Origin of the sequence: Oceanospirillum sediminis (assembly GCF_014164585.1) — a bacterium.
Classification (GTDB): Bacteria; Pseudomonadota; Gammaproteobacteria; order Pseudomonadales; family Halomonadaceae; genus Oceanospirillum; species Oceanospirillum sediminis.
In genome coordinates this window covers 1-20,948 of the sequence record NZ_JACJFM010000058.1, presented here as the reverse complement: position 1 = coordinate 20,948, position 20,948 = coordinate 1, and the positions used below count along the sequence as shown (strand labels likewise).

18 protein-coding genes and 2 tRNA genes are annotated in these 20,948 nt (G+C 46.0%); 7 read left to right on the top strand and 13 right to left on the bottom strand.

Features of this window, described 5'->3' with window-relative positions:
* From H4O21_RS25515 to H4O21_RS23250, 4 genes are all read left to right on the top strand, one after another.
* The coding region (locus H4O21_RS25515) for a hypothetical protein (RefSeq protein ID WP_220495817.1) at positions 1–254 on the top strand (254 nt) is incomplete at its 5' end.
* Positions 255–1,070: 816 nt separating this feature from the next.
* The gene (gene dctP, locus H4O21_RS23260; protein ID WP_182811968.1) at positions 1,071–2,084 is read left to right on the top strand and encodes a TRAP transporter substrate-binding protein DctP; all 1,014 of its coding nucleotides are present in this window, start codon (positions 1,071–1,073) and stop codon (positions 2,082–2,084) included.
* On the top strand, positions 2,084–2,599 hold the full coding sequence (locus H4O21_RS23255; RefSeq protein WP_182811965.1) for a TRAP transporter small permease subunit: 516 nt from the start codon (positions 2,084–2,086) through the stop codon (positions 2,597–2,599). The genes dctP and H4O21_RS23255 overlap by 1 nt, the downstream gene beginning before the upstream one ends.
* A gap of 130 nt (positions 2,600–2,729) precedes the next feature.
* Entirely contained in the window at positions 2,730–4,052 is a 1,323-nt protein-coding gene (locus H4O21_RS23250; protein WP_368737585.1) for a TRAP transporter large permease, read from the top strand.
* Between the two features lie 127 nt (positions 4,053–4,179).
* Here the strand turns inward: H4O21_RS23250 and H4O21_RS23245 are convergent, their stop codons facing one another.
* Positions 4,180–4,770: a helix-turn-helix domain-containing protein gene (locus H4O21_RS23245; RefSeq protein ID WP_182811962.1), complete on the bottom strand. Its 591-nt coding sequence runs from the start codon at positions 4,768–4,770 to the stop codon at positions 4,180–4,182.
* A 198-nt stretch (positions 4,771–4,968) separates the two neighbouring features.
* A complete protein-coding gene (locus H4O21_RS23240; RefSeq protein ID WP_182811959.1) occupies positions 4,969–5,760 on the bottom strand; it encodes an AraC family transcriptional regulator in 792 nt (263 codons plus the stop codon).
* Positions 5,761–5,861: 101 nt separating this feature from the next.
* Here H4O21_RS23240 and H4O21_RS23235 point away from each other — a divergent pair, with 101 nt between their 5' ends.
* A complete protein-coding gene (locus H4O21_RS23235; protein WP_182811956.1) occupies positions 5,862–6,800 on the top strand; it encodes a DMT family transporter in 939 nt (312 codons plus the stop codon).
* A gap of 20 nt (positions 6,801–6,820) precedes the next feature.
* Here the strand turns inward: H4O21_RS23235 and H4O21_RS23230 are convergent, their stop codons facing one another.
* From H4O21_RS23230 to H4O21_RS23220, 3 genes are all read right to left on the bottom strand, one after another.
* Positions 6,821–8,989 (bottom strand): transporter substrate-binding domain-containing diguanylate cyclase, encoded by a 2,169-nt coding sequence (locus H4O21_RS23230; protein ID WP_182811954.1) that lies wholly within the window; start codon positions 8,987–8,989, stop codon positions 6,821–6,823.
* A 190-nt stretch (positions 8,990–9,179) separates the two neighbouring features.
* A complete protein-coding gene (locus H4O21_RS23225; protein ID WP_182811951.1) occupies positions 9,180–11,291 on the bottom strand; it encodes a methyl-accepting chemotaxis protein in 2,112 nt (703 codons plus the stop codon).
* Between the two features lie 554 nt (positions 11,292–11,845).
* Positions 11,846–12,328, bottom strand: coding sequence for a YajQ family cyclic di-GMP-binding protein (locus H4O21_RS23220; protein WP_182811948.1), 483 nt, complete (start codon positions 12,326–12,328; stop codon positions 11,846–11,848).
* A gap of 74 nt (positions 12,329–12,402) precedes the next feature.
* On the opposite strand from H4O21_RS23220, the gene H4O21_RS23215 reads away from it, so the two are divergent.
* A complete protein-coding gene (locus H4O21_RS23215) occupies positions 12,403–13,314 on the top strand; it encodes a ketopantoate reductase family protein (protein ID WP_182811945.1) in 912 nt (303 codons plus the stop codon).
* A 141-nt stretch (positions 13,315–13,455) separates the two neighbouring features.
* Here H4O21_RS23215 and H4O21_RS23210 read toward each other — a convergent pair whose 3' ends face one another.
* The 3 genes from H4O21_RS23210 to ppc are packed head-to-tail and all read right to left on the bottom strand — an operon-like array spanning position 13,456 to position 16,824.
* A complete protein-coding gene (locus H4O21_RS23210; RefSeq protein ID WP_182811941.1) occupies positions 13,456–14,037 on the bottom strand; it encodes an HD domain-containing protein in 582 nt (193 codons plus the stop codon).
* Positions 13,995–14,186 carry a hypothetical protein gene (locus H4O21_RS23205; RefSeq protein WP_182811938.1) on the bottom strand — a complete coding sequence of 64 codons (192 nt, stop codon included), beginning with the start codon at positions 14,184–14,186 and terminating at the stop codon, positions 13,995–13,997. The genes H4O21_RS23210 and H4O21_RS23205 overlap by 43 nt, the downstream gene beginning before the upstream one ends.
* A gap of 1 nt (position 14,187) precedes the next feature.
* On the bottom strand, positions 14,188–16,824 hold the full coding sequence (ppc, locus tag H4O21_RS23200; RefSeq protein ID WP_182811936.1) for a phosphoenolpyruvate carboxylase: 2,637 nt from the start codon (positions 16,822–16,824) through the stop codon (positions 14,188–14,190).
* A 316-nt stretch (positions 16,825–17,140) separates the two neighbouring features.
* Between ppc and H4O21_RS23195 the strand changes: the two genes are divergently transcribed.
* The gene (locus tag H4O21_RS23195; protein WP_182811933.1) at positions 17,141–17,479 is read left to right on the top strand and encodes a pilin assembly protein; all 339 of its coding nucleotides are present in this window, start codon (positions 17,141–17,143) and stop codon (positions 17,477–17,479) included.
* A gap of 398 nt (positions 17,480–17,877) precedes the next feature.
* Here H4O21_RS23195 and queF read toward each other — a convergent pair whose 3' ends face one another.
* From queF to H4O21_RS23170, 5 genes are all read right to left on the bottom strand, one after another.
* A complete protein-coding gene (gene queF / locus H4O21_RS23190) occupies positions 17,878–18,723 on the bottom strand; it encodes an NADPH-dependent 7-cyano-7-deazaguanine reductase QueF (protein ID WP_182811930.1) in 846 nt (281 codons plus the stop codon).
* 3 nt (positions 18,724–18,726) lie between these two features.
* Positions 18,727–19,500, bottom strand: a complete 774-nt coding sequence (locus tag H4O21_RS23185) for an ABC transporter permease (RefSeq protein WP_182811927.1) — start codon at positions 19,498–19,500, stop codon at positions 18,727–18,729.
* Positions 19,500–20,465, bottom strand: a complete 966-nt coding sequence (locus tag H4O21_RS23180) for an ABC transporter ATP-binding protein (protein WP_182811923.1) — start codon at positions 20,463–20,465, stop codon at positions 19,500–19,502. Before H4O21_RS23180 ends, H4O21_RS23185 begins: the two co-directional genes overlap by 1 nt.
* 283 nt (positions 20,466–20,748) lie before the next feature.
* A tRNA-Glu gene (locus H4O21_RS23175) sits at positions 20,749–20,824 on the bottom strand.
* Positions 20,825–20,862: 38 nt separating this feature from the next.
* A tRNA-Gly gene (locus H4O21_RS23170) sits at positions 20,863–20,938 on the bottom strand.
* Between the last annotated feature and the right edge of the window lie 10 nt (positions 20,939–20,948).

Sequence of the window (20,948 nt, the reverse complement as noted above, 5' to 3'; positions counted from 1 at the left end):
ACAATCCATTAAAGCTGGAAATACCTGTTTTTGAAAAAGTGGGGAAACAGTTGTGCATAGCCCATAGTCGTCAGAACTACGCACTGCTCAGATTTAAAGAATGGCAAATAAAATCAACCAAAACGAGAGGGAGGAATTACCAGGTAATAAAGAGAGAGCTTAATAAAAAGAAAACAACAAGTCAGGTGCATTTAAATATTATTAAGCACAGAGCAATATTTTTAAATTCAATTTCAGGACAATTTAGTCAGTAAAAATAAAATATGATACAGCCTGGCCGTTAGCAACCAGAACGAAATTATCCACGTATCGTAAATGATATTTTACTATCAATTAAGATGTGATTACGCCTCGGTCAACTATTTTTCGTCATCTTTCCGGCTTTTCATCGCCAACGGCAGCTCAGAGTAGTAAAACTGGATCCAGGCTAACCCACCATCCTATAAGAATAATAAATTTTTTGATAAATCAAAGTGATAGAAAACATAATCAAATAGCTTCAGTCAGTCTGGCTATGAATCATTGCATCATACTCTCTGTTGCTTTATTCTGCCCCGCAACTCCTCAATAGTGAAATAGCCTGAAAAACACAAAAACACAGACAAAAGACCTAATAAATAACAAAATAAAATATTATTGCCTACATTAAAAGCAAAATATAGCCAATGCGGCTAAATATAGTGTTCTACTATGATTAAATACCTCTGAGCGGAAAGCGGGTGTCATAGGCAGTTAATTATTTCAGCTATATTTTTCAGATTTTTATGCGAAAAAGAGCCGATGTAAATGAGATGAAAATCATTGTAAATCGCTGTTTACATACACAAACATGAAAGTACATTGTATATTTTCATATCTATGCGATTTTTAAAGAGAAATCCAAAAAAAATTGCCTGTTTTCACCAAATTTTTCTTAACAGGGCGTAAACTTATATCAATTGTCCTGACCTGATATTAAGATCAATATCAGTTAGCATAAAAGATTACGAGGGCTTTTTTATGTACGAAAGGCCCCATAACCAAGCGTGAATCAATAACGATAAGCAACGCAGCCTAAGGAAAATAACAACATGAAAAGACGTGATCTATTGAAGACGGCAGCTGCCGGTCTGGTAGCAGCTCCTATGGCAATGAGCATCGCTTCACAAGCTCAAGCAGCAACCTCTTTAAGAATGCAGACTTATTGGGGTAAAGAAGCGAACGATATCTTTAAAGAGTTCACTGACGACGTCAAAAGTGCTTCTGATAAGGCACTTAAAGTGCGTCGTTACACCGGTGGTTCTCTGGTACCGGATGCCGAGATGTTTAAAGCAGTAGGCGCTGGCACAATCGATATGTGTCAGGGTTACGCAGGCTACTGGCCGGGACAGCTGGATATCGCGTCTATTGAAGCAGGCCTGCCTGCAGCATGGACCAACTATGATGAAGCCATGTACATCATGGAAAGCAAAGGCCTGATTGATCTGATCCGTGAAGGCTATGCTGAGCAAAACGTTCACTACTTAGGCCCTATCATGGGCGGTCCTTTCGATCTTCTGACTAAAAAGCCAGTAAACAGTCTGGATGATCTGAAGAAGATGAAGATCCGTGCGACACCAAGTATCGCTAAGATCCTGGATCAGTTTGATATCCCAACGGTATTCCTGCCGGGTTCTGAGCTGTATGTTGGCCTGAGCACTGGCGCTATCGACGGTGTGATCTATGCAGGCACTAACGAATACCTGTCGATGAAACTGTACGAAACCGCTAAGTACTACACCTCTCTGAACATGGTGAGCCCTGGTTATACCGATCAGATGCTGATCAACATGGACAAGTGGAAGTCTCTGTCTGATAGCCACCGTACCATCATCGAAACCTCTTTCGCTAAACACGCTGCTAAGATGCACAACTGGATGGTCAGCGGTTCTATCGATGCTTCTACCACCGGTAAGTTCGAAATGGGTTCTCTGAACGCTGAAGATTCTGCCCGTCTGCGCAACGCTGCGAAAGTGATCTGGGAAGAAGAAGCAGCGCGTTCTGATCGTAACCGTAAAGCAATCGACATTCTGACCGAAGCGGCTAAAGCCACTGGGAGAGCATAATGTCCGGGATATCTCGCCTCCTGAACTATCAGGACGAGATATCCGAGTTCATCGGCAAGGCCAGCTCCTGGATGTGCCTTGCCATGATTGGCGTCTTGTTATACGAGATCGCCGCCCGGTATCTCTTCCTTAGCCCAACATCCTGGGCACACGAATCAACTACTATGTTGTACGGCTCCTTTTGTATGTTTGCGGGTATTTACACTCATAAGCATCATGGGCATGTCCGTAGTGAAGTGGTTTATCACCTGTTCGATAAACGCGGTCGGGCTATTCTCGACGTGATTACGGGTTGTGTGGTACTGATTATGTTTGGCGTATTTTTTGTGGCTGCCTGCGAGTTTGCCTACGACTCCTGGCAAAGCGGAGAACTGTCCTCAAAAAGTACCTGGGCTCCACCTATTTACCCTTTTAAAACCATGCTCCCCATTGGTGTGGGTCTGATCTGGTTACAGGGGTTAGTGCATCTCATCAGGGATATACAAGTCGCACTTAATTATCGTCCGGATAAGTAAGCGTCTGTTACTGAGCTGAAAATAATTAAGTCCGATTAGCAAGGAACGCGTCGCGTGTTTTATCTGCAACCTTGCCGATAGCCTGAGATGGCTGACATCGATATAACTTTTAAATTAACAGGGGATTCAGGTGACTGAACTTGACCCACTAATCGTTACCATTGGCATGTTCGGGACCATGTTCCTGATGCTGATGATGGGAGCTCCCCTGGCCTGGTCATTACTGACCGTCGGGCTGGGATTTGCTTACACTCTATGGGGTGCAGGATCCATTGAGCTCCTGACACTCAGTTCATTTGCGGCTCTGGACAACTTCCTTCTGGTAGCTCTGCCCATGTTTATTTTCATGGGGTTGATGCTGGAACGCTCCGGTATTACCGATGATCTTTTTGAGATGATGAACAAACTGATGGGGCAAACCCCCGGAGGTCTGGGCGTCGGTACTGTTATTGTCTGCGCATTGATCGCGGCGATGGCAGGTGTATCGGGTGCAGCAACCGTGAGCCTGGGCGTTATTGCTCTGCCTGCGATGCTGAAACGGGGGTATGACAAAAAGCTTGCCACAGGCACCATTATGGCCGGTGGAGCTCTGGGCTTTTTGATTCCGCCCAGCTTACTTATGATTCTGTATGCTTTCCTGGCAAAGGAATCAGTAGGTAAGCTATTTGCTGCCGGCCTTATGCCGGGGCTGATGCTAGCAGGTATCTATATTCTGTATATCCTGATTCGCAGCCGAATCACGCCATCCCTTGCACCGGCTCTGTCAGAAGAGCATCAAGTAGACTGGCGTGGTAAAGTGGCATCGCTGAAAGCCCTGATTTTACCGGGCGCTCTGATTGCGACGGTGCTGTTCTGTATCATTACAGGTATTACTGCACCTTCAGAAGCTTCGGCTATTGGTGCGGCGGGTTCTATTCTCTGTGCGGCGATCTACCGTACGCTGAACCTGAAGATGATGAAGGAAGTGCTGATCTCCACCACAAAGCTGATGGGGATGCTGATCTGGATCACGATTGCAGCGATCTTCTTCAGTAAGGTCTATATTGGCCTGGATGCCGGTTTTATTCTGCAAGAGCTGATCGAAGATAACGATGTCGCACCCATCTATGTGATCATGATCATGCTGGCATGTTACTTTGTGCTGGGCATGTTCCTGGATGACTTTGCCATTGTCTTTATCACTGTACCTTTGTTTGTGCCGATTGTGGAATCTCTGGGTTTCGATACGATCTGGTTTGCGATTCTATTTATCGTAAGTATGCAGTCAGCCTATTTGACGCCGCCCTTTGGGTATAATCTCTTCTATATGAGGTCAGTGGCCCCTCCGGAAGTCACTATTTACGATCTGTATAAAGCAGCAGTGCCTTTTATTCTGCTACAAATTCTGGGTCTGGCTTTGCTACTGATGTTCCCGGGAATCGCACTTTGGTTACCAGAAGTTCTATACGGTTAATACCATAGAATCTAAGCCGTGCAATATAATCTGCTACCACCAGAGCGTGGTAGCAGATTAGCCTGTAAACAACAATCCTTGATGACATTTACGGATCTTATCTTCTCTGCCAGCCTGGCCTAAAAGCCTAATAGCCGCCGGTGATATTCCATATCACTACCGCTTCTCCCACTTCTGAAGCGTTGCGTACCCGATATTGATCATCTCGCCCCAGTGTAAAACTATCTCCTGCTCGCAGGATAAAGCACTGATCATTAATACACAGTTCAATCGCACCTGATTGCACCAGACCACCCTCGTCTCCCTTCAGCTTGCGGGCCTCACTGCCTTTTGCCCCAGGAGAAAAAGTAGTCAGAATCATCTGTAAATGACCAGACAAACGAGGGGATAAAAGCTCTTCACGAATACCGCCATCGGAAAAACTTAAACTACGCCGAGCGGATTTACGCACAATATGGTTTAACTCTTCCTCAGGAGCTTCCCGATCAGAATGAAAAAACCAGCTGATCTGCACACCTAATACATCACAGATTGACTGGAGAACAGGAATTGGCAAAGAGGAAACCCCTCGCTCAACCTGGCTGATATAGCCAACAGAACGCTGAATACTCTCAGCTATTTCTGCAAGAGTTACACCTTTTGCCTTACGCAGATCCCGAATCTGGCTTCCAATACGTAAGTTTTCACTATTGGCTGCTACTTTTCTTTTTCTATTCATATATCAGGGTCACAGGACAACCGTTTCAGGTATCACAAGTGTGAAATAAAAATTATAAAATTTCACAAAATAAGATTCTTATAGCCATCATATTTATAATATCACGCTATGACAATGCAACAGGCACAAGCCTGCTATCTAAAAAGAGCAACACAGTCGCGGAAACAGCCTGATTCAACACAGGCCAATGCAGAATTTTCAGTCTGCACGCTTTCGGTACTCATCCGGCGTTATCCCTGACAGCTTGCGAAACATCGCAATAAAAGCGGATGCAGTGCTGTATCCCAGATCCAGTGCAATACTCTCTACTTTTTCACCGGATGTCAGCATAGGCATGGCATGCATCACCTTCAGACGCTGTCGCCATTCACTCAACGGCATACCCAGTTCATTCCGGGCTTTACGTGCCAGTGTTCTTTCTGTTGTACCTCCTAGAGCTGCCAGGTCTCTGACAGAGCGATTATCACCGGGATTATCTTCCAGATAAGACAATACCCTGGCCAGAATCATGTCGTCTGAAACGGGCAGATAACTGCCAGCGCAGGGGGCCAGCCCCAACTGGTCAGTAATGACCTCCAGTAATCTGCAATATTCACCGGTATAGGGCAGCTCTGGCGGACTGGATTTCAGATAATCCAGCATAGCTCTCAGCATTGCATTCATCGTCAGAGCACAGGGGGATGATGGCAGCCCTTTCGTCCGGGCAAACTCAGGCTCCAGATATAAAGAGCAATGTAGGGATTCATAGCGATTAAAGCCCTCATGCTCTGCTCCGGGAGGAAGCCATAAACCATAATCCGGAGGTACCCGGAACAAAGCCCCGGCGACCTGCAGTTCAATCACTCCGCTGAATGAATAAACGAATTCGCCCCAGAGATGGCTATGGGCCGGATAGATAGTATCCGATGGTCTGGTACGGACCTTACAATACACAGGATACGTCAGATCACCCGGTACTAATGGCTGGTGGATAAAAGGCTTTCGGGTCATGAATTGGCAGATCTGTATTATTGATTGTCTGATTTAAGCTATATAAATCATTGCTGACAGCAAGATAATACGCTTCTGATCTGTTAACAACCGGAGATATTATGACAACTCGACAGTCTGTGGACCAATCAGCAATCGGCATCATGGTAATATTCTGCATGATCATGGCATCACAGCAGGTTGTGCTGAAAGCCGTTGCTGATGACATTGCTCCGGTATTTCAGATAGCTCTGCGCTCTGGTATCGCCGGTATACTCCTGATTGCGCTTATCCTGTTACAAAGACAAAAGTTACCGCTGTCACAGGAAAACAGATTACCAGCCATGCTGATCGGTATTTTATTTTCCCTGGAATACCTGTTTCTGGGAGAGGCTTTGCAATATACCTCAGCGGGTCACGCTACCGTTTTCCTGTATACCTCACCTATTTTTGCTGCGATAGGCCTGCACTGGAAAGTGCCCGGTGAACGTATGGCCCCCCTGCAATGGCTGGGAATTATGCTGGCATTTTCGGGTGTCGTACTCTCTTTCTATAGCGGAGATACGAAGACAGATAATCCTGAAGCAATACTCTGGGGAGATTTTCTGGCCCTACTGGCCGGTGCCTCCTGGGGAGCGACTACGATAGTCGTCAGAGCATCGGGGCTTGGCGCTCTGCCAGCCCGGCAGACACTGCTGTATCAACTGCTGGGAGCGTTTATTATTCTGACCGCCTGGGCTCTGCTCACGGAACAGACTCAGATAAACTTTACCCCGGAACTCTGGACAAGTCTGGCCTTTCATGGCATCGGCGTTTCTTTTCTGTGTTTTCTGGTATGGTTCTGGCTGCTGACTCGCTACAAAGCATCTCAGCTCGGCACATTATCGTTTCTGACACCCGTTTTTGGTGTGTTATTCGGAAGCTGGTTGCTGGGAGAAAGTATCGACCCTCGTTTTATCATCGGATCAGCACTGATTATAGGGGGAGTACTGCTAGTCAGTAGCTATGATGGACTGGTCAGGTGGCAGCTCAGACGGAAAGCACTGAACTGCCGTTCATAAAGTCATGGTAGCTCATGCAGTCATTCTGCCATACAGACTCTGTTGCGGCCATTTTGCTTGGCCGCATACAGCGCCTTATCGGCCTCTTCATACCACTGGGCAAAGTTCTGCCCATTGTGTAATTGCGCGACTCCAATACTGATCGAAAAACGGGGCAAGTCCGGATGATTATAGTGCTCTGCCGCCTCACGCAACTTCTCTGCAAGGATCAGAGCATCCGGCTGTTCCGTATCCGGTGCCAGCACCAGAAACTCCTCACCACCCCAGCGAATCAGATGATCTGTTTGCCGGATAATAGAACCCATGTGTCCACTGAAAGATTTCAGCACCTCATCTCCGGTTCGATGACCATACTGGTCATTAATCAATTTAAAATGATCCACATCCATAATCAGAATACAGACCGGATTACTATACCGGCGGAAACGCGCCATCTCCTGATCCAGTAATCCTTCACTGGCATTGCGGTTTAACAAGCCTGTTAGCTGATCAGTACGCGCCAAACGTAAGGCACTTTCTTCTGCCGCAATTCTTAACTCAATTTCATGCCGTAATTTATTATTTACCCGACGGTACCAGAGTAATAACACACTGAAAAATAGCACAACAGCAGCAACAGACAAAAAGGTGACATGCCAGTTTGTCCCCTTCTGATAGCGAATAGAGATCCACTTATTAATAATTTCCTGTTTTTCTCCCGGCGTAATCTGCCCAATGGCCTTATCAAAGATATTTTTTAAAATTTGATTTTCTTTCTGTACCGCAATTCCCAGACTCCAGTCAGCATTAAACTCTCCGGAGACTTTCAGAACGCCGTTATAGTGATTCTGAATCCAGTAACCAACAGAAATCAAAGAATCCGCATACGCAAATATCTCTCCATCTCTGACACGGTTCAGACCATCCTGAATATTATCTACTTCAACAAATCTGAGGGCAGGAAAAGCCTGTTCAAAGGTATCCCGAAAAGCATACTCCTTCACAATACCGATGGTTTTACCTTTCATACGGGATGCATCACCAACATAAGGCTTATCAACGGATGTAGCAAAAACCAGCGGTGTATTCAGATAAGGCCGGGTAAACTCCAGTTGCTGCTGACGCTCTGGTGTACTCATGATCATAGAAAAAAAGTCACATTGCCCTCTGAAACCTGCCTGTAGCGTTTCAGCCCAGGATCTCGTCGGCACAAGCTCAATGGGGATACTCAGGATTTCCCGGAAACGCTCAATAAAATCAGCGGCAATACCAGTATGTTTACCCTGTTCAATGGCCTCCATAGGCATCCAGTCCGGGTCAACACACATGGTCAGTACGCGTTTTTCTGCCAGATAATTTCTTTCTTGAGTCGTCAAATCACGCTGCTTATCCGGACGCTTCCATTTCTCTCTCAACCCGGAAGCTGTAGCATAGCTGATCGCATCATTGGTTTTAGTCAGAATAGAACTCAGCAGATGGTTGCCTTTGGCCACCCCCATTGGCAAACGGGTTTTCTCAGGCAAATTGAAATCCGGTATACGAGTAATATCAACATTACTCAGCCAGTCCCGTTGTATGTAATAGTGCAGAGCAGGTAAATTGCCAACTACCAAATCCGCCTTGCCAGAAGCGACAGCAGCAACCGCATCTTCTGTAGATGCTGTCAGTAATAAAGGCAGGTCTGGATAGTGCTCCACCAGCCAGCTATGCAGAAATGTCTTTTTAGTGACCGCAACAACTCGCCCTTTTTCTTTAAGATCCTGGAGTGTTTTGATACCTGATTTATTGTTAACTGCAACACCGCTGATATATTCGATATGATTAAACGGAGTAAACTCAATAAATGCCTGCCGCGCCTCTGTAACAGCAATATGAGGGATAACATCCAACTGCCCATCCTGCAGCATCTGAAGGTATTCATGCCAGGGCTTATTACTGACATATTCAATCGGAATGCCAAGCAGCTCTCCCATCTGATTCATATAATCAATACTATAGCCCTTTGGGCCGCCATCAAAAAAACTGAATGGCGGAAAAGTACTGAGATTCATCACTCTGAGTGTTTTACGCTCTGCCAGCCAGGCTACTTCCTGATCCGTCAACCCCAGCTTGCTGGCATCCGCCTGTACGGGTAATGACAGCAGATAAATACCGCAAACAGCTAAGACGCCCCTTATAAACCGGAGTCCTTTACCAGTGTATGTATTCATTGAATCAGGGATCCATCCGACGTTCAGAAGAAAATGAGGTGGGATTCTAGCAGAATTCCCGGATGTATAATTAAAAAACAGAAGGAGGGTATGCCCTCCTTCTGAATCAGACCAGACACATCTGTCTGGTTAGCGAGTAACGACTATCGTGAATGAAATACTTTCTCAAATATTACTGGCAATCAGAAAATCACACTTTTAGCCGGGATAGCTGATCATCCAGTAAACCAACAACATTGGTGAGTTCAGCTCTTACCCCATCAATGACACGAGCCTGCTCCTGCAGATGCCGGGCAGTATCGCCAATGCCGGTAAGACTCTGACTGATTTCATGATTCACCTGACTTTGCTGTTCTGCAGCCGAAGCAACCTGAACGGTATTATCAGAAATGGTATTAATCTGAGATTCTAGCTCTTTCAGATTGGCAACACTTTCCCTGATACTGTCAGTTGTCTGATGAGAACGCTCTTTATTTGAGTTGATCTGCTCTACTGCCTGCTGGACATTATTCTGCAAGCGTTTCACCAGATCATTAATCTCTTCTGTCGAGTTCTGAGTATTAGCTGCCAGATTACGTACTTCATCTGCCACAACAGCAAAACCGCGCCCTTGTTCCCCGGCTCTCGCCGCTTCAATAGCAGCGTTCAGTGCCAGCAAATTGGTCTGCTCAGCAATATCAGCAATTGTTTTAACAATCTGGTTAATATCTTCGCTACGAGCTGAAACCTTCATAATACGTTCACTACTTTCATCCATCGCCGTCGCGATTTTCTGCACTTGCTCTACGCTGCTGTCAAAGCTCTGGCTGGTGGAATGTAGTATTCTCTCAGAATGCTGAGTTCCCTCCGCACTGACAGAGGCCAGACGCGCCACTTCTGCACTGGTCGCAGCCATCTCTTCAACCGCGGTTGCTACACTGTCGGTTTCTGACGTCTGACGGGCAATAATATCGGCTGTAGTTGCTGTTGCTTCACTCAGCAGGTTAGCCTGTTTCTGCACCTGAAGGCTCTGATGCTGCAGTTCTGTGATCATAGTGCGCAGCTTTGCCATAAAGCGATTAATACCATCGCTGATATCAATCAATTCTTTATGGTTATCAATATCCAGTGTCTGGGTAAGATCTCCTTCGCTGGAACTCAGATTATGCACCCGCTCACGCATACGGGATAACGGCCGGACGATGCTGTTTACAAACAAAACAATAGCAATAGCAGCCACTCCCAGACTTACCACACCCAGCACCAGCATATTACTCAAAGCACTCTGACTATCCTTATCCAGCTCTGCCGTCAGTTTATTCAGGTCGGCCAGAACAATCGCTTCAGGTACAGTCAACACCAGTTGCCAGTGCATATCCGGAGCTTCAATATAGATATCCTGGCTGACAGCCATCAGATTACCGGTTCCGAATAATTTGTTTTTATTGGCAGAAACCTGAGTTGAAAATTCACTGTTAGCTTCAGATAAAGGACGGGACAACTTTGAACTGTATTCACTACTGGCCACAATACGATTTTTAGCGGTCAGCAGATGTAATTCAGCCTGTCCATCAAATAACTCAGAGGACATTCGCTCCATCAACTGCTGCAAAACAGGAAGATCAATATCCGAGCCAGCAACGCCAACAAACTGACCGTTACGTTTGACCGCCGTTACCAGACTGGTCATCAGAACTTCCTTACCAGCCTCAATTTCATACAGATAGGGCTCAACAATACAGTTTTTGCCAGTTTCGTAGCTGCACAGATACCATTCGGATTCACGGTCTCCCAGGTCATTTCTGGTATCAGAATATTTAGAGGCAGAGTCTTCCGTTGCATAATGTGTCAGCGTGCTGCCATCACGCACCCAGTAAGTTTCCAGCGTACCTATACTGCTCGTATGCTCACCCGAACCGAGCATCTGAGAATCCAGCCCATCGTAGCCATTCTTTTCAAACTGGAGATAGGTTGAGCTTATCAGCTTATTAGCCTCAAGAGCCTGACGAGCCAGTTGCTGCAGTTCATCACGTGACAGACGTTTGTCCGGGTTCGCAATAGCGGCTTCAACAATCGCCTTCATGGTTTCAGGAGTGTCAAATGCCCTGTTCATATAACTGCTGACATCTTTTGCCACCGCAGAAGATGCTGCACGTAGCAGAGATTCAGCATTTTTCTGACTACTGGCAGATACTTGTTCATTTACTTCTTCAGCAGCATGAAACATCGAATTCATTGCCAGCCAGATAACCGCTCCCTGAGCCAGTATCAGAATTGTCAGAGAAAAAAGTAAGAGTTTATTGCGCAAAGACCATTGTTTCATCTTCGGTATCATCCTCATCAGCCCCATCCTGAGGTTGCACAGCAGCACGACCAGTTACCTGATCATCTCTTTTAAAACAAAGAGTTACTGTCACCACTTCGTCCCGAAGTTATCTTGGTTTATCCACTGCCCCTGAAACCTGATTACATTCAGAAACACTTTTATAACATTTGAACATAATTAATGGAAATGTCAGTAGAATGAAATATCTCCTAATGCATATGTTTTTATTAATCAAAAAAGCATCAGCGACCAATTTATTATAACTTTAATACATCCATATATAACCAAAAAATATAAAACCAGATAGATATAGCCCGAAACCAGCGTTAAACCGGTGCACTTATTCAGAATAGTCTGAGTCCTTAGTAACAACCTCTTTAAATATGGCCATTCAATAACCGGGCCAGAAACAGGTCAATAAGGGTCGTATGAAAAGAGAAAGCAGTTAAATATCAGGCAGAGACAAGAGAAGAATAAAAGCAACAGCATGGCAAAAGGAGAATAAAACCGGTTCATAGAACGAACCGGTTCATCTCATTCAGAGCCAGGTGTCAGTCACGGAAGTTCTGATACTGTAAAGGAAGGTCCAGGTCTGATTGACGCAGAAAAGCGATAACCTGTTGCAGATCATCCCTTTTTTTACCCGTCACTCGCACCTGTTCCCCCTGAACAGCAGCCTGAACTTTCAGCTTTTCATTTTTAATCATCTTGACAATCTTACGTGCATTATCGCTATCAATGCCTTCTTTCAGAGTGACAGCACAGCGAGCTGTCTTACCACTTTCAACGATATCTCCCACTTCCATACACTTGATATCAACCTTACGGTTTACAAGTTCTGACGTCAGCATATCCACCATCTGCCTGACCTGAAACTCCGCTTCTGCGATAACCTCTACGACACTGTCTTTGCGTTCAAACCTGGCATCAATACCCTTAAAATCGAAGCGATTTCCTACAACTCGATTAGATTGATCCACAGCATTACTGACCTGATGCTTATCCAGTTCAGACACGACATCAAATGATGGCATGGAAAGTCTCCTTTAATAATTTGCACTGGAGGCATTATACTTGCGCCCCTGTTTCTGCCAAACGGATAAATATAATGAATCAAACACGCTGGACGGTATTAGGCGCGGGCTCACTGGGATGTCTGTGGGGAGGGTATCTGAATATGGCTGGAATGCCTGTTACCCTGATACACAGACACAGTGTGCCTGCTCCTGATAATCTGACACTGACACCTTTTCAGGGCAACGCAGAGATACCTTTTCAGGCAGAACTGACCACCGCAAAAGAATGCCCGACAGAGTCAATCAGCCAGCTGATCGTCGCCACTAAAGCACCGGATGCACTGGATGCGGTTCGTGGAATAGCGCATGCTCTGACACCGGATGCAGCAATTCTTGTACTTCAGAATGGCATGGGTGCCCAACAGGCTATTGCCGAAGCATTTAATGACTACGCCATTATTGCCGCCTGTATTACTGATGGCGCTTACCGGACATCACCGGGCCATGTGGTACATGCTGGTAAAGGCGTGAGCCGTATTGGTGCACTGAATGAAAAGGGGTTACAGGCAGAAGCGGCTGTTCTGGCACAACTGCAAAAGATGGACCTGGCAACAGAACACTGCCCGGACATATACCAGGCGTTATGGAATAAACTGGCTATTAATATTGCTATTAATGGCCTGACAGCACTGGACCAGTGCCTGAACGGGGAACTCAGAGTTCCCGCACGTTTAGCCAGAGTAAAAAAACTGTGCCAGGAAACAGAACAGGTCATGCGTGCTCTTCAGCTATCTCTGCCTGAAGAAGGGCTATTTTATCTGGCTCAGTCGGTCATAGAAGGGACAGCGCACAACCGTTCTTCTATGTTGCAGGATACTCAGAAAGGCAAAAGTACAGAGATTGAATATATTAACGGTTACTTACTGGATCAGGCTCATACACTGGGCATAGATACCCCGGAAAATCAGGCCGTTTATGATGCAGTCATCGCTCGTTTCCATTGAAACAGGCAAGACCTTCATCTTTCTGGAAATAACCTGGCGATACATTTTTCCTTCAGATCAATGGATCGCCTGACGCTTAATTCATCATCAGGATTAGCGTGACGTTATAAAAAGAGGCCTCCAGGTTAATAATAAGAAAGATTAAGTGTCCTCATAAGGTGATTGTTGTTCCAGACTATCCAATAACAATAAGCCTTCTTCAATGATGGCTTCCGCCTGAGCATACAACCCGGGATCTCCTGCCACCAGTACTTCAAGCATAGACTTCTTTTCCGGCAGATAAAGCGCAGCAAACTCAGGGTCTCTGTCTGCAATAGTATGGGTATTATCAATGATATCAGCCAGCTTTATCGTTTTAGCGATCTGGCATGCCGCTCCAAGCTGCTGACGATCTTTCCGTTTGCGCTGTTCACGGCTCAGATGAGGAGAATGAGGTCCTGTGGTCAGCTGATCAACCAGCAAAGCCACCTGTTCACCAAAATGAAGTTCAATGTCAGACAATTCAACATCCGTATCTTCTACCACATCATGCAACCAGGCTGCAGCCAGCGCTTCTGGCTCACTCAGCACTCTGGATACGGTTTCAACAACAGCCTGAGGGTGAACAATATAAGCTTCATTCGTATAACGACGTATTTGTCCGTGTCGCCCATGAGCATCAGAGGCAAAGTCTCTTGCTTTTATAACAAGAGGATGATTGAGAGCAGAGTCAGCTTCTGACATAACGCCTCCTTCCGGACATGCAGGGCATCACTGATTCCGGCACTACCAGAACCGATCAGATAGCCCGGATATACTCCGGATACAATGCCCGGACTGTCTGCAGCTCTGGTACATAAGCCCCAGAAAGTCCGGATCAGATTTCCAAACACGCTAACCGGTATTTCTTAATCCGGCAGCAATACCTGCCATAGTCACCATCAGCGCCTGTTCCACTCCTGGATTTCCCGGATGATCCCGATCTCGCAACAACAACTCTGCCTGTAAAACATGCAGAGGATCAATATAAGGATTACGCACTCTGACAGCTTCTGCAATCAAAGGCATATGTTCCTGTAGTATTTTCTGTTCACGAATATGCAAAACAGCTTTCTTCAGCATATTAAGACGAACACGTAGCTGCCTTCCCAGAGGATGAAGCTCTTCAGGCACCAGGGTTTGTTCATAATACTCAGCAACATCAGCATCTGATTTAGTCAGCACCATCTCCAGCATATCCATATAAGTACTGAAAAAAGGCCAGTGCTGCATCATCTCCCGCATTAACTCCGTTTCATCTTCCTCTAATGCTTTTGCCAATGCCTGATCACTGCCCAGCCAGGCCGGTAGCATCAGACGGATCTGAGTCCAGGCAAAAATCCAGGGAATGGCACGCAGGCTTTCGACCCCTCCATCAGCTTTACGCTTCGCAGGTCGACTACCCAGAGGAAGCTTAGCCAGTTCCTGCTCGGGTGTAATCGCTCTGAAATAAGGGACAAAATCAGGGTTTTCACGTACCTGTTCACGGTAACTGGTCAAAGCCCGTTCAGCCAGCCGGTTCATCTGATCACGCCAGGCTTTTTTCGGTTGAGGTGGTGGCTGTAAGGTGGCTTCCAGTACCGCTGAAACATAAATTTCCATACTTCGCTGAGCAATTTCAGGCAGACCAAACTTAAAACGGATCATTTCACCCTGTTCAGTCACTCTCAAGCTGCCATTAACCGACCCCGGAGGCTGGGCCAGAATCGCGGCTCTTGCCGGACCACCTCCCCGGCCTACCGTTCCTCCCCGTCCATGAAATAGCGTCAGACGAATCCCGTAACGACGACAAATATTCACCAGCTCTTCCTGGGCCCGGTATTGTCCCCATGCCGCCGCCAGCTGTCCCGCATCTTTAGATGAGTCGGAATAACCGATCATTACTTCCTGTTCACCCTGAATCTGATCCTGATACCACTCAATTCTCAACAGACGCCCAATTACATCGGCAGCATTGTTCAGATCATTCAGGGTTTCAAACAGGGGGACCACTTTAATCGGGTGATGATAACCACATTCTTTCAACAGTAGCTGCACACTCAGCACATCAGAAGAACGATGGGCCATTGAGATAACATAACTGCCCAGGGCATCCGGTGATTGCTGAGCCACCACGCGACAGGTATCCAGCACTTCCTGTACCTCCGCAGAAGGCTGCCAGTCATCAGGAATCAGAGGACGTCGACTTCGCAGCTCTGTCAGAAGAAAATTCTGTCTTTCCTGCTCATTCCATGCCTTATAATCTCCAATACCCAGCTCATGACACAATTCCGTCATCACGGCTTCATGGCGCCCGGAGTCCTGTCTGATATCCAGTTTCAGCAGGTGTAAGCCAAAACAACTCGCCCGACGCAAGGTATCCAATAGCGGACCATTAGCAATGGTAGCCATATCACACTCTTTCAACGAGCGATAACAGAGTTCAAGTGGCTCAATCAGTTCGCGATTATCCGTCAGCAGTTCTTCAGGAGGCAATTTATGATGCTTACCCTCCAGCTGATCTTCCAGCCAGCTCTGAGTAACCTGCAGCCGCTTCCTTAAACGGCGTAATAAAACCCGATAAGGCTCAGGCGTACTACCTGTTCTGGCTCTTAAGGCATCGTTACACCGCCACATAGACAGCTCATGCAACAACTGGTCAACATCTCTCAGATACAGATCAGCAGCCATCCAGCGAGCCAGATACAGCACTTCTGCAGTCACTTTTGCGGTGACATTCGGATTACCGTCACGGTCTCCTCCCATCCAGGAACAGAATCGAATAGGGGAACAATCCAGCGGTAAACCTTTACCCGTACTTTCATGCAGCGCATTATCCAGATGACGATAAAACTCTGGCACAGCCTGCCAGAGCGAGTTTTCAATGACCACAAAGCCCCATTTAGCTTCATCTACCGGACTTGGACGCTGATGCCGGATTTCATCCGTATGCCAGGCCTGCTCAATCATTTGCCGGATACGGTTTCGAATACGTTCTTTCTGATCCAGATACAGATCACCATTATCCAGCTGATTCAAACCCTCTGAAATAGCATCATATTTCTGGATCAGAGTACGACGATTCACTTCTGTGGGATGTGCAGTCATAACCAGATCGATGCGCATATCAGTAATAGTCTGCCATATATCATCACCACTAACCTGCTCTGATGTCAGGTGACTGAAAAGGGTCAATAACGACTGTTGATCAACTGAGCGATAATCCTCTGTTTTTCGAAAGCGCGCCCGATAATGCTGCTCAGCAATGTTAGCCAGATTCAGGAACTGATTAAATGCTCTGGCCACGGGCAAAAGATCATCGTCTGACAAGCTACTCAGATAATCCTGTAATTTATTATCGGTATGAACATTATCCCTGTCTTCCTTAGCCAGTTGGCGAATAGTTTCAATTTTTTCCAGAAACTCAGGCCCCAGATGATGGGTCATCGTTTGCCCCAGATAATCACCTAACTCCCTGACATTTTCCCGTAACGATTCATGTAGTCGGTTCACGTGTCACCTCCATACCTGATGACTTCAATTACAGATTTAATACACCTGGCCAGTGAAATGATTAAATTTATCTACAATTAAATACCTTGTGTTACTGGCGCAAGTGAGAACTTTCTACCACATTAAAAATGTAATTCATTTTTGATTTCTGCAGTATGACGGCTAAGAGAAGCTCACTGAAAAACGTACAGGATCAACTCTTCAAATACTGCAAAATCCTTATATATCAGGATATTACTGACATCATATAAGCCAGCAACAACTGAACACCTCAGAAGCAGCAAGTTGTTGCTGACTCCAGAGAGGAGTCTTTATCATGCGATTTAATCAGCTGGTACACAACTGGCAAACAAAAGAATCCGGAGAAATCACGCAGGAACACTACAGTATTCAGCTACCGGTAGAAGATGCTGCTCGTCTTCAGGCACTGGCGGAACTGTTTCCCAGACGTCCACCGGAGCTGTTATTAACAGACCTGATAAAAGCTGCGTTGGATGAGGTAGAAGGCAGCTTCCCTTATGAGAAAGGCACAAAGGTCGCGACCCTGGATGAAGAGGGAGATCCCATTTATGAAGACACAGGGCTGACCCCGCGTTTTCTGGAGCTAAGCAGGAAGCATTTGCAAAAAGCGACTAAGCTGAAAGCAACAGGTTAGATAACACACTGATTAACAGCACATAAGCATCATTATGATTTAATGGAGAAAATCATAACCCGGTAGCCCCCTGGCTTTTTAACACATCAGGAAATATGAGGATAAAGTAACACAGTGGTCAGATGCGATGCTCCTCCACGGTGATCATGCATCTTGTATTTAAGGTTATTCAATGGTCTCAGCTACTTGCCGCTCGTTCCTGATCTCTGGGAACGGCAGCCTTCGTACCCTCGAAGGCATTACCATAGGGCCGTCAGTTTTTTTATGACGGCCTTTTTTTGTAAGCGCTGAAAGATCTGTTTTAACTCCAAAAAAATATCTCAACATCAGGAAAAGTGGAGAAAACCACCCGGTTTCCCCATATCTGCATCCATTGGATTATATTGGCAAAACAATCATTACTGACGAATCAGACGACTGTTTTCCAGATCCGGACGGTTAGAAGAACGCCACGGATTAATATCCAGACCGCCCCGCCGGGTATAACGCGCCACAACCGTTAATTCTTCGGGCTGACAGCGCTGAGTGATATCCACAAACATCCGCTCTACACACTGTTCATGGAAATCATTGTGCTGACGGAAAGACACGATATAGGCCAGCAACCCGGATTTATCGATCTTAGGGCCTTTATAACTGACATGCACCGTCGCCCAATCCGGCTGACCGGTTACCGGGCAGTTAGAACGCAGCAAGTGACTGTACAGCTGCTCCTCTACAACCAGGTTACCCTGGGTTTTCAGCAGATCCGGTTGAGGATGATAATGCTCAATTTCAATATCCAGATCATCAATACAACGTCCCTGAGGCTGCTCAATCTGCAAAACCTGAGCCTCCTCCAGAGAATACAGCTCAACCAGAACCGTATCTCCTGCAGCCAGGGACAAATCTTGCTCAAGCATGTCTTTCAACTCTGATGCTCCCGCCAGTTTTGTCTGGTTAAAAGAGTTCAGATACAGCTTGAATGACTTGGATTCAATAATATTCGGGGATGATGCCGGAATACGAAAAACGGCAACGGCAGCCTCAGGTTTACCCTTAGGGTTCAGCCAGGACACCTCAAATGCATTCCAGATGTCCTGACCAAAAAATGGCAGCTTATCCCCTTCACTGATTTCCGGCAGACGAATTTCATCCCGCTTAGGCCCACGTGGAATCGGATACAATAACTCAGAATTATACTGATCCACATAGTCTGTTTCTTTGCCCAGAGGAGAATGCTCAGGGTTTGCCGTAATCGCCATAATTTAACTCCGAATACCTTTACCTCTGTTCAGCAGATTCAATGCCAGACTGAACAGCAACACAATAAATACCGCCACTGCGGTTAACGCATACCCGACATCAATATCAGACACCCCGAGAATACCGTACCGGAAGGTGTTCACCATATACAGAATCGGGTTCAGCATGGATACGCCCTGCCAGAAATCTGGTAACAGGCTGATAGAGTAGAACACACCCCCCAGATAGGTTAAAGGGGTCAGAATAAATGTCGGAACAATGGAAATATCATCAAAGCTTCTGGCAAACATTGCATTGATAAAACCACCGATAGAAAACAGAATTGACGTCATCAGAACCACCAGCATTGTAATGCCGGCATTGTGCAGATGCAGATCCGTAAAAAACAGGGACAGGGCTGTGACAATCACACCAACTGTCAGACCTCTGGCAACACCGCCAAAAATAAAGCCGCTCAGAATAATCCAGTTTGGCGTCGGGGAGACCAGCAACTCTTCGATACTATGCTGAAAGCGTGCGCCATAAAACGACGATACAACATTAGAATAGGAGTTTGTAATCACAGACATCATGATCAGCCCCGGGACGATAAACTGCATATAGCTGAAACCGTCCATCTCACCGATCCTACTCCCAATCAGATTACCAAAAATAACAAAGTACAGTGTCATGGTAATCGCAGGGGGCAACAGGGTCTGTGCCCATATACGGGTAAAACGGGTCACTTCTTTATGAATAATGGTCTGAAAGGCAACCAGGTATTGTGTTGTATTCATCAGGCTGAAACCTTACTATCGGCGGCATTATTTCTGGCAGTTTTCTGACGGTCTTCTTCAACCAGCTCAACAAAAAGCTCTTCCAGACGATTGGATTTAGTTCGCATTGAGCTGACATGAACTCCTTGCTGGCTCAATGCAGCAAACACATCATTCAGGTTCTGACCTCGCTCCATCTGTACCTCAATACAGTGGCTATCCATCAACGCTGTTTTAAAACCTTCAATCTGAGGAGCCTCTGACAGGTCAGCTTCCGTATCCATCACAAACGTTTCTGTATTCAGCTGTTGTAGTAGGGCTTTCATACTAGTGTTCCGGACAATCTCTCCCTGGTCGATAATGGCAATATTGCGACACAGGTTTTCAGCTTCTTCCAGATAATGAGTTGTCAGAATAATCGTTGTACCTTCTTCCCGATTAATTTTCTGAACGAAATCCCACATCGAACGACGCAGTTCAATATCAACACCTGCGGTAGGTTCATCCAGAATCAGTAATTCTGGCTTATGAATCAAAGCACGGGCAATCATCAGTCGACGCTTCATTCCCCCTGATAAAGTACGCGCTGCAACATCACGCTTCTCCCAGAGTCCGAGCTCTTTCAGAAAATATTCTGCGCGCCCCTTCGCCTCTGAACGGGGAATACCATAATAACCCGCCTGACAAAGCACGATATCAAATACTTTCTCAAACTGATTAAAGTTAAATTCCTGAGGCACAACACCGAGGTAACGCTTTGCTGTTGAGAAATCTTTATCAATATCTGTACCAAAGATTTCAACAGCGCCTTCTGTTTTATTTACCAGAGAGCTAACAATACCCAACGTGGTTGATTTTCCAGCACCGTTAGGTCCTAACAAAGCAAAAAAGTCACCCTTATCAACGTCCAGATTAATGCCTTTCAGAGCCTGAAAACCATTGCTATAAATTTTTTTCAATCCCCGTATTGATAATGCTTTAGTCATTAAGCTCCCCTGTCATATAAAAAACGGCCTGTCGATAGGGCTGAGAGCCACTCAGACTACTCAGGTTATCGGAAAATGCATATATATGGGGTTATCCATTGAATTACAAGTCAATGGTATTAACCCGGAGTTGAAACAAAATTAATGAAAATGATCAAATCCAGCCCAACAGATGCGTTTGCCTGCAGCAAAACAAAAAAGACCTGGTCAGAATCTGATGAGTGAGCAAAAGAATAATAAAGCAGAAATTAAAACGACAAGATAAATAGAAGATAAGGAAGAATGGCGTCCCATAGGGGGTTCGAACCCCTGTTACCGCCGTGAAAGGGCGGTGTCCTAGGCCACTAGACGAATGGGACGCAGTGTCTGTGTTTTAACAGAAACACAGGACGAAAACTGGAGCGGGAAACGAGATTCGAACTCGCGACCCCAACCTTGGCAAGGTTGTGCTCTACCAACTGAGCTATTCCCGCAAAATTTAAC